This window comes from Streptomyces sp. NPDC019890, from assembly GCF_044903445.1.
Lineage (GTDB): Bacteria > Actinomycetota > Actinomycetes > Streptomycetales > Streptomycetaceae > Streptomyces.
Map to the genome: position 1 here is coordinate 405,339 of NZ_JBJDQK010000005.1, position 15,453 is coordinate 420,791.

The window sequence follows — 15,453 nt, forward strand, 5'->3', positions numbered from 1 at the left end:
CGCCCACATGCACGAGTGGGACGGGTGGCGCGCGGCGGACAGTCATCGATTCCGTCGCGCGCCGCCAGTGGAGGCTTCGGGAGAAGCAGGTGCGAGAAGTCGGGACTGAAAGGCCGGGTGGGGCCGTGCTGGGCGGCGTCGAAACATTGGATGCTGACGAATCGGACCGAGCCGGCCCAGGGCCGGTCGTACAGACCCGGGGCGGTAAAGCCCGTCCGTCCCGAGAGCCTTCAGAGCCTCTGTCCGTCCCCCTGAATGTGGGAACAAGAGCCGCCATGGTCCTGTGTCTGGCGACGGCTCTGGTGCATGTGCTCCTGGTATTTCTGCATGTGGCACCCCCGAATTCCGTCTCTCGGCAATACAGCCGGCAGGTCGACGCATGGGTCCTCCCGCTCTTCGAGCAGAACTGGCGACTCTTCGCCCCGGATCCGGAGTCGGTCAACCGGAGGTTTTCGGTGAGGACCAAGCACACCGGCCCGGCCGGCACCGTGCAGGTGAGCGACTGGTTCGAGCTGACCGCCATCGACAAATCCGCGGTGAAGCACAACGCATTCCCGAGCCATACGGTGCAGAACATGCTGCGCCGGGCCTGGAGCGCCTACCTCGAAACGCACGGCGGCGACGACCGGCCGCGCTCGGAGCGGGCTCTGATGATGCAGCAGTACCTGACCAACATCGCGGCGGATCGCGTCGCTGCCCAACGAGGCGGGACCTTCGAGTCCGTCCAGCTGCGGGTGATCACCCTGCCTGTCCCGCCTGCCGCAGCGGGTGGGCCAGACCAGGCCGCGGCCGCGCCGAAGCGTGCCGACACCCGCTACCTGCCCTGGTGGAAGGTGGTCTCCCATGGGAACTGAGCAGGCGCCCCCAGCGCACCCCCGTCGCACCCCCGAGCGGGCGGACGCGGGAACGCCACAACGAGCACTCGACCGGATCGAGGTGTTCCTCACGGCCCTGACCGGCCGGCCGATCTCCCTGTACGCGGCGGCGGTGTTGCGCATCGGGTACGGATTCCTCTACCTCGTCTTCCTGCTGCGAGAGTTTCCGCACCGCGACGAGATCTGGGGTCCCGGATCACCCTGGACGCCCGAGCTGGCGAAGCAGCTGTTCGACCAGACGGGATGGGGCAGCATCCTCACCCTGTCCGACAGCAGGGCGTACTTCGAAGTCTGTTACGCGGTGGCCCTCGTCACGTCCGCACTGTTCCTGTTGGGCTGGCGGACCAGAGCGGTGTCCGTGCTGTTCGCGGTCGTCGTGGTGTCGTTCCATGCCAGGGCGATCTTCATGACGGACGGAGGAGACAACCTCATTCTCCTCATGGCCGTGTACCTCGTCTTCACCGCATGCGGCCGTCGCTGGTCCCTCGACGCGCGCAGGACCCGGCTGCAAGCCTGCGTGGGCAGGGCGGAGAGTAATCCGGCGGGCCCGGGGCCGGGCGAGTTCATGCATCAACTCCGGTACAGCCGTGGTGCTTTGACGACGATTCTGCACAACTGTGGGATGTTCGTCATCGCGGCTCAGGTCTGCTTCCTGTACGGGGCCGCGGGCCTCTACAAGGTTCAGGGCGGCACCTGGGGCAATGGGACCGCCCTGCACTACGTCTTGAACCTCGACTTGTTCCGGCCCTGGCCCGAGCTCTCTCTCATGGCGGATGGCCATCCGGTGCTGATCGCCGTCGCCTGTTACCTGACGGTGCTGTTGCAGGTCGCCTTTCCGTTCGTCCTGTTCGGAAGGCTCAAGTACCCCGTCCTGACGATGCTGTTGGGCATGCACCTGGGTATCGCGGTGTTCATGGGCCTGCCGCTCTTCTCCGGCGCGATGATCACCGCGGATGCCGTGTTCCTTCCGGACCGCTTCTACCACTCTCTGGGACAACTATGGCGGCGCGCTGCCCAGCGGACAGTCGTCGGGGAGGCCGGGGCCCCGACCTCAGGAGAACCCGCACTTGTGCCGGCGCAGCCCGGGCCGGCGGGCTGAGGCGAAGCCGTCGGCAGGTTCCGCCAATCCGTGAGTCAGGCCTGCCGGTCAGAGCCAGTCCTTGCGCTTGAAGACGAGGTAGAGCAGCGCGGAGACGACCACGATGGCGGTGGTGGAGGCAATGAATCCCGTCTGGTCGGCGAAGCCCGGGTAAGGAAGGTTCTGACCGTAGAAGCCGGTGATGGCAGTGGGCACGGCGATGATCGCGGCCCAGCTGGTCACCTTCTTCATGATCAGATTCATTCGATTGGACTGGACCGACAGATTCGTCTCCATCGCCGAGGCCACCATGTCCCGCACGGACTCGGTCCATTCGATGGCACGCAGCACGTGGTCGTAGACATCCTGGTAGTAGGGCACAAGTGAGTCGTTGACCAGGCCGGGGCGCATGAGCGAGTTGACCACCTCGCGCATGGGAAGCACCACGCGGCGCAACCGGACCAGGGACTTGCGCAGTGCGTACAGGCGACGGTGCACGGTCCGGATCTGGTGGCGCCCTTCTGCGAAGAGCAGGTTCTCCAACTCCTCGATCCGGTCGTCGAGTTGCTGCGCTGCGGCGTAGTGCCCGTCGACCACGTGATCCAGCAAGCCGTGCAGCAGGAATCCGACTCCGTGCCCGGCCAGGTCCGGGCTCTGGTCCCAGCGGGCGACGACGTCGTCGATGGGAAAGCCGTCGTCATGGCGGATGGTGATCATCGCCTGGCGAGTGAGGAACACGGAGATCTCGCTGGTGGACAGGTCGGCGCTGTCCGGGGCGATGGAGACCGCATGGGCACTGAGGAATTCGTGGGTGCGGTAGCGGTCGAGTTTCGGCCGCTGCCCCTGGTGCGCGGCGTCTTCCAGGGCCAGATCATGAATCCCGAACTCATCGCCGACCATGGCGAATTCGTCCTGCCCGGGCCGGTACAGGTCCAGCCACAGCACCGACGACGGATCGGTGAGGTGCTCGGAGATGTCGTCGGCGGGAAAGTTCTCCAGGACCAGGGTGCCGTTTTGGTACAGCCGGGTGCGCGCCATGCGGCGAGCGTAGCCAGCCGACCGCCAAATTCTCGGTACGTATTACGGCTCGGGAAGGCGGACTCCGCCCGCGGTCGTGCTTGGCTCGCACACGACTGCACTGGTGGGCTCGACTGACCGGCTCTGGTCGGGTGGCGCCGCCGGGAGCCGTGGTCGGGATGCGGGTGCGGCACCGCCCGAAAGCGACCGAGACCGTAGGTCCGGGCCGCTTCCGGGCGCTCGCAGAGCCCGGCGGGGCCGTGGCGTGTCTCAGGTTCCGGGCTTGCGGCCGTAGACGAAGACGTCGTCGCCGCTGCGGAGCAGGCTCCAGTACTTGGCGGCGTCACTCTTGGTCATGTTCACGCACCCGTGCGAGCCGGGCGGCGCCCAGACACTGATGCCGACCGAGTGGAAGGCCTGGCCGCCGTCGAAGAACTGGCTGTACGGCATCGGCACGTTGTACAGGCTGGACACATGGTCGATGTCGCGCCAGTAGATCTTCTTCAGGCCGGTGCGGGTCTCGTGCCCGTCACGACCGGTGCGGACCGCGACCGGTCCGTACACCAGCTTGCTGCCGTCCTGAACCCAGCTGAGCTGGAGCGTCAGGTCGACGCAGGCGATGCGGCCCTTGTTCGTCGGGCACTTGCCGGCCTTGTTCGGGTTCTTCCCGACGGCCTTCTGCTTGTTCATGAGATCCATGACGCCCCAGGTGACGGGGCCCGCCAGCCCGGCGTTCGGGCTGATCGAGTGCTTCGTCTGGAAGGCCTCGATCGCCTTGCAGTCGGCGGCCGACTGCTTTCCGTCCACCGGGCGGCCGAGGAACTTCTCGACCTGCTTCTGGTACGCCCCGGTCTGCGTGGTGCACGAGGCTGCCTGAGCGGCCGTGCTCCCCATGGCCAGAGTGAGCGGGACCACCAGCGCGGTGATCCCGAGTGCGACGACTCCTCGTCGGCGTATGTCCCCCACGGCTGTCGACTCCTTGTGCGCGGCGCGGCATGGTGCGAGTTCCGCCTGGTAGACGGCGGAGGGGCCGCGGTAGTTGCACGGGGAAAGAAGACAGTTCCGTAACGGCCGCCGACGCAGCTGCCTCAAGGCTCGTTGTCCGTGGTCCGTGTTTCACTGTCCGGTCATGGACGATCAGGAACTGCTCAGGTCCGTTCACTCCCTGATCCTGCTGGACACAAAGGAGCTGGCGTGCGGTCAGGCCGTTCATTCGTGGGGCAGGTGTGCCTGACGGCGAACGAGGAGGTCGACCTGCCCGGGCTCCTCAAGAAGCTCAGCGGCCGGTACGGGCGACCGCGCCACCTCGCCATGGGCGGGTACGTCGATCCAACGGTGACCGAACGGACCGGACTGCCGCTCCTCGCTTCCTCAGACCGGCGGCATCCCCACTCGACCGCCCGCTCCTTCGACACCCACTGGTTCGAGAGCTGCCCAAGCGGCGAGAGTCCGGAATCGGAGGACGACTGACCGGCCCGTGGGCTCACCCGCCGCCGTGCCGGTTCCGTTTCCCTGCGTGCCTTCAGCTCGATACGTACTTCTGCAGACCGGCCTGGACATCGTCGAAGTTCATCACCGGCATGAAGGTCACCTTGGCACCGAGCTCCTGGAAGAACGGTTCGGCGATGGAGGGGATGTCGGAGGCCTCTTTCAGGTCGAAGACGATGAACCCGGTGCGCTTCCCGTCCTGCGCCCCGAAGTACGCAGCCTCCGGCTTGACGCGGTCCAGTACCGACTTCATCGTCTGCGGCAACGTGTTGCCCGTGATCGCCTTGTTCGCCTTCTCGGTGTCCATCTCGGCGATCAGCAACATCCTCATGGTTCTTCACCTCTCGTCGGCGCCTCAGCACACTCGTGCCCACCGCCGATCGTCACGGTGATCCCGGGCCTTCGCATCCGGAGCGGGCCAACGGGTGAATCCGTGGGATTCACGCTGGTCCGCAGCCCGACGCTGCGCCCGCATGCTCAGTAGCCATTGCCGTTCGGCGGGGTCGTGTTCGTGGGCGCAGTGCCGCCCACGCTGATCTCCGTCTTCATGCCCAGGTCCTTGTGACCGTCCACAGGGCAGTAGATCTCGTAGGTGCCGGACTTCAGGGTCACCTTGAGCGTTGCGGAGGCTCCGGGAGCAAGCGTCTGGGTGCGGTGCTCTCCGGCGGGGCCCTCGATCTCGAGCGCGTGGTCGTGCTGGCCGTTGTTCCTGGCCACGAAGCTGTACGCGCCCGCCTTGAACGTCTTCTGTGACAGCGCGATGTGGAAGTCGGTCAGGTTCGCGTTCACCCGTGTCACTCCCGTTGCGGCACTCTTCGCCGGGGGAGTGGAAGTCGTCGAGCCACCCCCGTTTCCACCCCCACAGCCCGCGAGTACGCCGCCCGCCAGTGCTCCGGCCGCCAGCCCCAGCACCACGCGCTTGCGAGTGAGTGTCCTTGTCATGGCTCAGCCCTCCGTGGAAGTTCCTCCAGCAGTGCATACGGATGAACCGTTCCGAGGGATTGGCACCGCATCCGGGGCCGGCCCCAGGAGCGGAATCCGTCGACAGGCGCGAGAGTGGCCTGTGGGGTACCCCCGCGGATCGGAGGTTCCATGAGCGGCCGGGACACGCGGAGCCTGCACTGTCTGGTGACGGGCGCGACGGGGTACATCGGAGGCCGGCTGGTGCCCGAACTGCTGGACGCCGGGCACCGCGTACGGTGCATGGCCCGGTCTCCGGACAAGCTGCGCGACCACCCCTGGGCGGGACGCGCCGAGGTGGTACGCGGGGATGTGACCGATCCGGATTCGGTCGGCGACGCGCTGCGCGGTATCGATGTCGCCTACTACCTTGTGCACGCCCTGCGGGCCGGACACGACTTCGAGGAAACCGACCGGAAGGCCGCCCAGGCGTTCGCCGAGCGGGCCCGCGCCGCGGGCGTCCGGCGCATCGTCTACCTGGGCGGGCTGACCCCGGCCGATGTACCGGAACGCGAACTGTCACCCCATCTGCGATCCCGCGCCGAGGTGGGCGAGATCTTCCTCCGCTCGGCTGTGCCGGCGACCGTGCTCCGCGCCGCGGTCATCATCGGCTCCGGTTCGGCGTCCTTCGAGATGCTGCGCTACCTCACCGAGCGGCTGCCGGTGATGGTCACCCCGAGCTGGGTCGGCACGCGCATCCAGCCGATCGCCGTCCGGGACGTGCTGCGATATCTGGTGGGCAGTGCCCGGATGCCCGACGAGGTGAACCGTGCGTTCGACGTCGGCGGACCCGACGTCGTGACATACGAGCAGATGATGCGGCGGTACGCGGCGGTGACCCGCCTGCCCCGTCGCTTCATCGTGCGCGTACCGATGCTGACGCCCCGTCTCTCCGGCCTGTGGATCGGCCTGATCACTCCCGTACCCTCGTCCCTCGCCCGGCCGCTGGCCGAGTCGCTGCGCCACGAGGTCGTCTGCCACGAGCACGAGATCGTCCAGTACGTACCCGATCCGCCTGGTGCACCGATCGGCTTCGACCAGGCACTCATCCTGGCCCTGCAGCGCGTACGAGACGCTCAGGTCACCACCCGCTGGTCCTCCGCCGCACTGCCCGGCGCTCCGAGCGACCCCCTGCCCTCGGACCCCGACTGGGCCGGGGGCAGCCTCTACATCGACCGGCGCGCGCTCGCCGTCGACGCCTCACCGAAGGCACTGTGGCAGGTCATCGAGGGGATCGGCGGTGACAACGGCTGGTACTCGTTCCCTCTCGCCTGGGCGGTACGAGGCTGGCTCGACCGGCTGGTGGGAGGCGTCGGCCTCCGGCGTGGCCGCCGGGACCCCGCACGGCTGCGGGTGGGGGACTCGCTGGACTTCTGGCGCGTGGAGGAGATCGAACCGGGCCGACTGCTGCGGTTGCGTGCCGAGATGCGCCTGCCGGGGGTGGCCTGGCTGGAGATGTACTCCGACCCGGACGAGCAGGGCCGGGCCCGCTACCGGCAGCGGGCGCTGTTCCACCCGCACGGTCTGCTCGGGCATGTCTACTGGTGGAGCGTGTCGCCGTTCCATGCGGTCGTGTTCGGCGGCATGGCCCGCAACATCACGCAGGCGGCACTCCGCGCGGACGCCGCACATGAGGACCACGGCGGCAATCCGGGCTGACGCCGACGCCGTGCGCTTGAGAGGGGTCGCGGCTCGGTCGAAAGAGTGTCACCCGAAGGTCTGCGGACCGACGGCACAGAGAAGGGCCAGGGCCTGGTGGTCGGGTGTGCCCGGCGCCGCGGTGTAGACGACCAGGCGGAGTGCCGAGCCCGTGGCCTCCAGTACGTCGCAGTTGAGTGCCAGCCGCCCCACCTCGGGGTGCTCGACTCTCTTGAGCTGCGACGTGCTCGCGGCGACGTCGGTCCGCGCCCAGAGTTCCGTGAAGCGCGGGCTGACCGACCGCAGTTCGCCGACGAGCCCGAGCAGGCACGGGTCGGCGGGGAATCGCCCGAGGCTCGCGCGCAGGTCGGCGACGGCGTACGCCTCGAAGTCCGCGGCTTCGGCGGGTGTACGGATCACCCGTGAGGGCCGCCCGGTGAAGTGCCGGCGCAGGACGTTGTGCTCGCCGTCCTCGCCCGTCGCGTCGTCGCCGAGGAGTGTGATCGCCAGCGGGTTGGCCAGGACGACGTTCCAGGCGCGGTCGACGGCCAGCACCGCGGCGTCGTTCAACCGGTCGATGATCCGTTGCAGCCCTGGCGTGATGTGCGCGGACGCGACCCCGGGCGCGGGCGACGAGTGTCCGGCCAGCCGGTAGAGGTGGTCGCGTTCCTCCTCGGTCAGCCGCAGGGCACGTGCCAGGGGCCGAAGGACCGAGGTTGAGGGGCGTCCCGCGCGGCCCTGTTCGATCCGGGCCAGGTACTCGACCGAGACCCCGGCCAGGGTGGCGAGCTCCTGGCGGCGCAGCCCGGGCGCGCGCCGCCGCGGGCCGGCCGGCAGGCCGACTTCGGCGGGTGCCAGACGGTCGCGCCAGGCGCGCAGGCAGCTGCCCAGTTCGGCGTCGCTCATGAGGTCATTGTGGCGGGTCCGGGTTCGCGGAGGGTCGCCCTGCGGGTACCAGGATCTTCCGGCCTCCTCCGTCCTGGGCGGCGCTCCCACGACGGCCTCCAGGCACCCGCCGATTCCGGACGACGAGGAGCGACAGATACGTCGACTGCCCGGTCATCAGCTGACGGAACGCCGAGCTTGCAATGGATTCGGTTGAATCTCGGTGTTGCAATGACCGATTTCGCGGAACCGTGGCATGAATGTTGCGATATCGGTAGCCTGTAGTGGTCGAGGCCGACCGCCCTCCGGCATGCCCATGCGCGACGTGGAAGAGGTCACGTGAACCAGAGCCCGCTGCCGCCCACGCTGCCCGCGACCGACCGCACGCGTCACCGCCGGCTGCGTGAGCAGGGAAGCCTCGACCGCGCAGCCCTCAACGCGATCCTCGATGCCGGCTTCATGTGCCACCTCGGTGTGGTCGTCGACGGGCATCCCATGGTCGTCCCGACCGTCTACGGAACCGACGGGCAAAGCCTGTACGTCCATGGGTCGGCCGCCAGCAGGAGCCTCGTCGCCGCGCCGAAAGCCACGGTGTGCGTCACGGTCACGCACGTGGACGGCCTCGTCCTCGCCCGGTCGGTTTTCGAGCACGGGGTCAACTACCGCAGCGCGATGATCTACGGCACGCCCCGCCTCGTCACCGACCGCGAGGAGAAACTCGCCGGTCTGCGCTGTCTGACCCAGCACGCCACTCCTGGCCAGTGGGAGTACGCACGTCAGCCCACCCGCAAGGAGCTGGCGGCCACCGCGCTTCTCGCCCTGCCGCTGGAGGAAGCCTCCGTCAAGATCCGCACCGGCGGCCCCGACGACGGTGACGGACCCGACGCCGAACTCGGGATATGGGCCGGTGTCCTGCCCATGGTGACCTCCTTCGGTCGGCCGGAACCCGATCCGGCGCTCAAGGAGGGCATCACCGCGCCGCCCCACATCACCGCCCGCAGCGGCACCCGGGTCGGGTGACCACGCCCGCCGCCGCTGTCCGCGTGGGCTTCTGCCGGAGACCGCCGTCGCGCCCGCGTGTTAAGTCCACGTTGAGTGGTGGGCCAGCGTGCTGCGGACGCTTGTGTCACGCGACGCCGCACATCGACGGCGTCGATGTGTGCGATGAGGAGCATGGATGGAGCGCATTCCCGTGTGCATCCGCGCGGATGACCCGATTTCGCAGGTCGGAGTGGCTGGAGCACTCAGACCGCGGCCGGAGGTGCAGGTCCTTGCCGACACGGACATGAACCAGGCGGAGGTCGCCCTGGTCGTCACGGGTGCGGTGACCGACCACAGCCTCCGAGTCCTTCGATCGGTTTCACAATCGAGCGGTGCCCGACTGGTGATGGTCACCACGGACATCGATGAGTCCGACCTGGTGTCTGTGGCGGAGAGGGGGGTGGTCGGGGTGGTCCGGCGCGGCGAGGCCACCCCCGAACGGCTGGTCACGGTGATCCGGTCGGCCGCGGCGGGAGAGGGGACCGTACCACCGGATCTGTTGGGCCGGCTGCTCGACCAGGTCGGCCGCGTGCAGCGTCAGGTACTGGGGCCACGCGGGCTGACCTTCAGCAGCCTCACGGAGCGGGAGGCGGAAGTGCTGCGGCTGGTCGCCGAGGGGCTCGACACCGTCGAGATCGCGACCAGGCTCGCCTACTCGCCGCGTACGGTGAAGCAGGTCCTCCACGACATCCAGAATCGCTTTCAACTCCGCAACCGTTGCCATGCCGTCGCCTACGCCATGCGTCACGGCCTGATCTGACGGCCGCGCGTACGAGGACCTGCCGCGCCGAACTGGGGAGAGCCGCAGTTGTGTTCGAGGTTGGCTCCGCCGTCGTCCGGGAACCGCCGCGGACAGTAAGTGGCGGCGATTCCCCGGACCTGGAAACGCCGCTGCGCGCAGTGGCTAGGGTTTGCCCAAGTGCTGGACGGCTGCTGGGGCCAGAGCGTACGACGGGGTGAACGCGGGTGGCCGAGTTAGGGAGTTGGCGGCGATGACAGGGAATCCGAGCCCGGGGCCCGGGGACCCTGGGGAGCCGAGGGCCGGCGCACCGACGGAAGAGCCCGACGCCCAACTCATCGTGCGCGCCCGGGGCGGGGACGATGCGTCCTTCGTCGTTCTCTACGAGCGGCACTTCGAGTCAGCCTGTCGGCTGGCTCGTCTCTATGCGAACAGTCCGGCGGATGCGGAGGACATGGCCTCCGAGGGTTTCACCCAGGTGCTCGGTGCGATCCGCGCAGGTGGCGGCCCGCGGAAGGCGTTCCGGCCGTATGTGCTGACCGTGGTGCGTCGGATCGCAGCCAGCGACGCGGCGCGGGGAAAGCGGGCCACGCCCATGCCGGAGATGGAGATCTACGCGCCCCTGCTCCCCTTCGAGGACCCGGTGCTGGCCGAGCTGGAGGCTTCGCTGGTCGGGCGCGCCTTCGCCGCCCTGCCCGAGCGCTGGCAGGCCGTGCTGTGGCACACCGAGGTGGAGGGGGAGAGCCCGGCGCAGGTGGCGCCACGGCTGGGGTTGTCCGCCAACGCGGCCGCCGCACTGGCCCTCCGGGCCCGCGAAGGACTGCGCAAGGAGTATCTGCAGGCGCACCTGTCCGAGCAGGAGATGAAGCGGGAGTGCCGCAAGTGCGCCTCCAAATTGGCGGCCTATGTGCGTGGCTCCCTGGGTGCGCGGGACAGACGCCGCGTCGAGGAGCACCTCGACGGATGCGACCGCTGTGCCCGACTGCTGCTGGAACTTCGTGAGGTCTCCAGCAGCCTGCGCGGCATCCTGGCCCCGATGATCCTGGGACCCGCGTTTGCGGGGTACTTCACCTCGCTGGCCGCGGCACCGTCCGACGGAACGACGGACGGAACGACGGACGGAACGGGGGAGCCGATCGATCAACACCTGTACAACAGCCCGGAGTTGAGGCCGCCGGGCGGCAGAGGTGCTGGGCAGGGCGCCGTTGTCGCCGCCATCTCGGTTGCTGCCGGCGTTGCCCTCTTCGCGATGGCTTCCTCGCTGTTCTTGTCTGCGGGACCAGCCTCGCGCCCCGGCGCGGACAGCAGAGAGCAGGTCGCTACGTCGTCCGCGCCTGCATTACGGGGGCCGGTGTCGCCCGGCCCCACGGCTCCCTCGCCGGTGGAGTCCCGGCCGAACGGCCATCCGGTGCGGCCGGGTCCGAGCCGGGCGTCGGACACCCCCGTGGGCAGCTCCACCCCGTCACGCCCCGACGTGACCGCCTCGACGTCCCCGACCAAGCACCCCAGTGCCCCGACCAACCGCCCCAGTCAGGTGCCGAGCACGATCCCGAGCCCGGTCCCGCGCCCGGCTCCCAGTACGTTGCTGACCAACGGCAGTTTCGAGTCGCCGTCCGCAGCTGCCCCCGTGACCGTCTACCACGCCGGTGACTCCATCGGGCGATGGCGGGTCGCCCAGAGCTCCGTAAATCTGGTCCAGTCGAACTACTCGCAGGCAGCGGACGGCAGCCAGTCCATCGACCTGAACGGCGATCTGCCCGCTCCCACCAACGGGTCGATCGCTCAGACCTTTCACACCACCACCGGCCAGAAGTACGCGCTCAGCTTCCACCTCGCCGGCAACTCCACGTGTGCACCGGTGGTCAAGACCATGACGCTCAAGGTCGCCGAGGTCACGCGGAACTTCTCCTTCGACACCACCGGGCATTCCCCCTCCGCCATGGGGTGGAGGCTGGAGACCGTGCGGTTCACCGCGACCGGTGACCGGACGACGCTGCGCCTGTCCAGCACCACCGACCCGAACAGCCAGTGCGGGCCACAGATCGACAGCGTCAAGGTCGTCTTGGCGTAGGGCACCACGCCGGCCCGCGGCGACACCCGGCAGCTGGGCAAGGCGGGGACGTGGCCGGATGCCGTCAACCATCGGGAAGAGCGGGACCGCCGCCGGATGCCGTCAACAGCCATCGGGAAGGGTGGGTTCGTCGGTGTCGATGCCGAGTGAGGCGAGCATGGCGGTGTAGCGGCGCCGGGCCCGCTCGGCGGCGGCGGGTGCGCCGATGCGCTGGTGGGCCCGCACCAGCAGTTGCCACCCTGTGTCGTGGAAAGCGTCGATGACCAGGCACTTCTCTGCTGCCACCACCGCTTCCCGAGGGTTGTCGGCGGCGAGTTCCGCGGCGGCCAGCTCTGCGGCGGCGTTGGCCGCCTGATGCCGGTACATCTCCCGGTCCTGCTGGAGCCACTCCGCGGGACCGTCCTCGGGCAGCAGTTCACCGCTGTACTCGGCGAGCGCGTCCCGCAGGCCCCCCACGGCCGTGGTGGTGTCCCCGACCGCCCTCGCCCGCCGACTCTGGGTCAGTGCGGTCTGGAACGCGAGGGTGTCGAGGTAGGCGTCGGCCGGCAGGTTGAGCAGGTAGGCGTCGCCGATGCGGACCACCAGCTGTGGCCTGCGGCGTTCGCGGTCCGGTTCCAGGAGGCCACGGAGGCTGGATATGGCCACCTGAAGGTTGGCCGTGGCCGACTCGGGAGGCGCCTCCGGCCAGAGCGCCTCGATCAGGGCCTCCCGGTGCACCGGACGGCCCGCACGCATGGTGAGCAGACGCATGGCGGCGCGGGCGCGGGGGCGGATCTTCGTACAGTCGACGATCCGGTCACCGATGGTCATCCGGAATCCGCCGAAGCACCAGATCGCCACGCGGGGTGTGCGCTCGGCGCGGCGCACGGACGCGAGCGCCGGCCGTCGCTGGCTCATCGAGTTGATCGAGCTGATGGAGCCGGTCGAGCCGGTCGGTCCGGTCGAGTTGATGGAGCCGGTCGGTTCGGCGGCTGGTGGTGTGCCAGTGGGGCCCGGCGCGGCCGCGCGACGCGCGCTTTGGCGGCGCTCCTCGTCGAGGCGGGGGACAGCGAGCGGCACGCGGCTGGGGGACGCGGTGACGTTCGCCGCGCCCGCGCGGTGCCTGATCCGGCGGGCGCCGGGTTCGACGGTCGTCGGCTGCTCGTGGGCCTCGAGCAGCGCGAGGAACGCCCGGGCCCGCGAGTGGATTGCTTCGGCGTCCAGCGTGGGACACCCTCGGGCCGAAGCGGCCAGGTTCTCTCCGAGCATTCTGGTGTCCTCGTCGGCTTCGTCGGCATCCTGAATCAGGCGCAGGGCCATCCCGAGTAATCGCAGCCCGACGTCGGCCGCGGACACTTCGGTCGGCTCCCGGCCGGTGGCGCGGTGGTCGGGCGCATCGTCGGCGAGGTGGCCTCCGGGACCGACCGCCTCAGGCCTGCGCGCGTCGGCATCCTTCTCTGCTCGCTGCTGGAGTGCATGACGGTTCGTATCCACGCCTATACAGAGGAGCCAAGGGCCGCACTATGACGGGAGAACGCCAAAATTCTTCCGGTGCCGGGCAACTCCCGCCGTAGGAACTCGCCGAGGCGGGGCGATGCCGGGCGAGGCCGTCGTACGGCGACTGCGGAAGCAGGGCCCGTTCGCCGACAACCGACGGGTGGCCGCCCTTTCGTGCGGCTCTGCCCACCCCAACGACCGTTCCGATGGCCGCTGTGGAAGGGCGGTCCGGTCGCTGAGGATGTGGCGACGCTCGGTCGATGTGGTCGAGCGACCGCGCAGCAGTGGTGACCGAGCGACGACTTCGCTTCGCTGCGAACAACCTCCGCGGTTCGTCACCTGACCTGCCAGGAGTGACCCCAGAGCGCCGTCCTTCTCCCCCAGAGGGCGGCACGGTCTGCCCGTGAACGAAGCGGGCAGACCGGTCAGGCCGCCCCGCCCCCCTCAGGCTCCGCCCGAACAGAGAGGGGCGGGGCGGTCCACCGACACCGATTCCAGGGCATTCTTCCTCAGCCGATGCACACGCCGATCAGACACACGTGCGTCGGTGCTGTCGGATCGCCCGCCGACGTTGTCGGCAGAAGGTTCAGGGCCGGTGTGCCGGCGCCGGGGCCTTCGGCGGCAGCGGGCGCGGTCGTCTCCGGGGCTGAGGCCGAGGCTGGGGCGTCGGCGTTGCCGACGTGTGTCCCCTTGGCCGGCTCCGCTGTGGAGTGCGGCGTTGCCCTCGGAGGCGCAGGGGCCGGGTGCGTGGCGGCGGACTTCGGCTGCCCGTTCGTTGCCGCGGTGGGAGGCGTGGCGGTGGCGGTGCTCTGCTGCCGGCCGGTTGTCGTGGGCGGACGAGTGCTGGGATGCCGCGACACCGGGGTGTCCGGTTGCTCCGCCGAGTCGGTGGTCGCCGTACCGGGAGTGGCCGAGGTCACCGGCTCCGGTGGTGAGGCTGCGTGTGTGTGGCTGGTGGAAGGCCTGGTGGTCGGCAGAGCAGCAACGGTCAGGCCGCCACCGACAATGGCAACGGCCGTTGCGGCCACGGCCCGACGCTTGTTCTTCTTCCAACGCGCCAGCTGCCGACGCCGAGCCGCCCGGCCCTGCCCGGTGGAGGCGGTGCCTTCGTGGCCGCTGGACGAACCAGTGCCGGATGCCTCCGCCATCGCGTCTTCGGACGTGCCGCTGCCGATCGGTGCGGTGTCGGTGTGATGAGTGCCGGGGTAGGGCCCCGGAGCGGGGACCTCCTGCGCGCGCCATGCCTGCCTCGTCGTTGCGGTAGAGGCAACGTCGCTGTGGCGGCGAGGGGCACGCGGGGCAATGTCGGGAGCGTATGCGCCGCACCCTGGACACACGAGCGCCCCGTTGAGAATCCGGCGGCACGAGGAGCAGTAGTCCATCTGCGATCTTTCTGTGCTGACTGCGCCGCCAGGGACGCCGGCGACCTGTTTCAAGTTCGCACGCGGGATCGAGCGGCCAGTAACGCTACTGGCACCCGCCAAAGGTGATGCGCAGCCCTTGTGATGCTGCTGCAAAGATCTACTGCCGGTTGTGCCTCGTACTCCCGGACATGTCGTCACGAATGCCGGGATGAGGGGCTGGGCTCCGCGGAGTGCCGCCGGGTCCGGATGGGGCGCAGCCGGAAAGGGACTCGGTCCTGGCATCACGAAGTCTGTTCGGGCACCCCGAACCGCAGGGCTTCACCGATTGGTGTTGGTCGCCCAGACCGCCGAATTATCGCTCCCGTACAGGCACATATTGCCGTCACAATCGCCTCGCCCCCAGGCTCCGGGGGCCGCCCAAACGGCGCTGCCGTCTCGGTACAGGACAAAGTTCCGGTCTGCCTGCATACGGAGCACGGTTCGTCCGTCGTACGAGGTCCAAGCCTGGTTGCCGTCCGGGGCGCTGCGGCACGCTCCGCCGAAGGGGCGGACCCTGCAGCATTCATGCCAAGCAATCCCTTGGCCTTCTCCGCCGGGTCGTTTCACTTCGGGCGGGAAAGACAACTGGCTCTGGGTCAAACAGGCAGCGTTAGGTGGCGAGATGCCCATAGTCTCGCTGGGACCCTCAGCGCGTACCTCTACCGCCCCAACCCCGAGCCGGCCACTTTCGCCTCGTCCACGAAGTCTCGCTCCAGCCGCGCGACCGGCGCAGCAGGGGGGAGCGGGGCGGAGACAGGAGCGTCGTCCCCGGCGCGGACGCC

General features: G+C 69.1%; 14 protein-coding genes. 8 read left to right on the plus strand and 6 right to left on the minus strand.

Annotated features, from left to right (window positions below; all coding sequences use genetic code 11):
• Positions 1-275: 275 nt before the first annotated feature.
• Positions 276-854: a DUF5819 family protein gene (locus ACI2LP_RS16880; protein ID WP_404725275.1), complete on the plus strand. Its 579-nt coding sequence runs from the start codon at positions 276-278 to the stop codon at positions 852-854.
• Entirely contained in the window at positions 844-1,974 is a 1,131-nt protein-coding gene (locus tag ACI2LP_RS16885; protein ID WP_404725276.1) for an HTTM domain-containing protein, read from the plus strand. Before ACI2LP_RS16880 ends, ACI2LP_RS16885 begins: the two co-directional genes overlap by 11 nt.
• Before the next feature lie 48 nt (positions 1,975-2,022).
• Here the strand turns inward: ACI2LP_RS16885 and ACI2LP_RS16890 are convergent, their stop codons facing one another.
• Together ACI2LP_RS16890 and ACI2LP_RS16895 are read right to left on the minus strand one after the other, a co-directional pair.
• A complete protein-coding gene (locus ACI2LP_RS16890; protein ID WP_404725277.1) occupies positions 2,023-2,991 on the minus strand; it encodes a magnesium transporter CorA family protein in 969 nt (322 codons plus the stop codon).
• Between the two features lie 249 nt (positions 2,992-3,240).
• Positions 3,241-3,936 (minus strand): L,D-transpeptidase, encoded by a 696-nt coding sequence (locus ACI2LP_RS16895; protein WP_404725278.1) that lies wholly within the window; start codon positions 3,934-3,936, stop codon positions 3,241-3,243.
• Between the two features lie 228 nt (positions 3,937-4,164).
• On the opposite strand from ACI2LP_RS16895, the gene ACI2LP_RS16900 reads away from it, so the two are divergent.
• Positions 4,165-4,440, plus strand: coding sequence for a hypothetical protein (locus tag ACI2LP_RS16900; RefSeq protein ID WP_404725279.1), 276 nt, complete (start codon positions 4,165-4,167; stop codon positions 4,438-4,440).
• Positions 4,441-4,492: 52 nt separating this feature from the next.
• Here the strand turns inward: ACI2LP_RS16900 and ACI2LP_RS16905 are convergent, their stop codons facing one another.
• Together ACI2LP_RS16905 and ACI2LP_RS16910 are read right to left on the minus strand one after the other, a co-directional pair.
• Complete coding sequence (locus ACI2LP_RS16905) at positions 4,493-4,789, minus strand: DUF3303 family protein (protein WP_404725280.1); 297 nt, start codon at positions 4,787-4,789, stop codon at positions 4,493-4,495.
• Between the two features lie 146 nt (positions 4,790-4,935).
• Positions 4,936-5,400: a copper-binding protein gene (locus tag ACI2LP_RS16910; protein ID WP_404725281.1), complete on the minus strand. Its 465-nt coding sequence runs from the start codon at positions 5,398-5,400 to the stop codon at positions 4,936-4,938.
• 150 nt (positions 5,401-5,550) lie between these two features.
• On the opposite strand from ACI2LP_RS16910, the gene ACI2LP_RS16915 reads away from it, so the two are divergent.
• Positions 5,551-7,077 (plus strand): SDR family oxidoreductase, encoded by a 1,527-nt coding sequence (locus ACI2LP_RS16915; protein WP_404725282.1) that lies wholly within the window; start codon positions 5,551-5,553, stop codon positions 7,075-7,077.
• A gap of 48 nt (positions 7,078-7,125) precedes the next feature.
• Here the strand turns inward: ACI2LP_RS16915 and ACI2LP_RS16920 are convergent, their stop codons facing one another.
• Entirely contained in the window at positions 7,126-7,962 is an 837-nt protein-coding gene (locus tag ACI2LP_RS16920; RefSeq protein ID WP_404725283.1) for a helix-turn-helix transcriptional regulator, read from the minus strand.
• A 318-nt stretch (positions 7,963-8,280) separates the two neighbouring features.
• On the opposite strand from ACI2LP_RS16920, the gene ACI2LP_RS16925 reads away from it, so the two are divergent.
• The 3 genes from ACI2LP_RS16925 (at position 8,281) to ACI2LP_RS16935 (ending at position 11,792) form a co-directional block, all read left to right on the plus strand.
• Positions 8,281-8,961, plus strand: coding sequence for a pyridoxamine 5'-phosphate oxidase family protein (locus ACI2LP_RS16925; protein ID WP_404725284.1), 681 nt, complete (start codon positions 8,281-8,283; stop codon positions 8,959-8,961).
• A 157-nt stretch (positions 8,962-9,118) separates the two neighbouring features.
• Complete coding sequence (locus ACI2LP_RS16930) at positions 9,119-9,742, plus strand: response regulator transcription factor (RefSeq protein WP_404725285.1); 624 nt, start codon at positions 9,119-9,121, stop codon at positions 9,740-9,742.
• A gap of 232 nt (positions 9,743-9,974) precedes the next feature.
• Positions 9,975-11,792, plus strand: coding sequence for a choice-of-anchor C family protein (locus ACI2LP_RS16935; RefSeq protein ID WP_404725286.1), 1,818 nt, complete (start codon positions 9,975-9,977; stop codon positions 11,790-11,792).
• Positions 11,793-11,894: 102 nt separating this feature from the next.
• On the opposite strand, the gene ACI2LP_RS16940 is transcribed toward ACI2LP_RS16935, so the two are convergent.
• Entirely contained in the window at positions 11,895-13,265 is a 1,371-nt protein-coding gene (locus ACI2LP_RS16940) for a BTAD domain-containing putative transcriptional regulator (protein WP_404725287.1), read from the minus strand.
• A gap of 750 nt (positions 13,266-14,015) precedes the next feature.
• On the opposite strand from ACI2LP_RS16940, the gene ACI2LP_RS16945 reads away from it, so the two are divergent.
• Positions 14,016-14,462 carry a hypothetical protein gene (locus ACI2LP_RS16945; RefSeq protein WP_404725288.1) on the plus strand — a complete coding sequence of 149 codons (447 nt, stop codon included), beginning with the start codon at positions 14,016-14,018 and terminating at the stop codon, positions 14,460-14,462.
• Positions 14,463-15,453 lie beyond the last annotated feature (991 nt).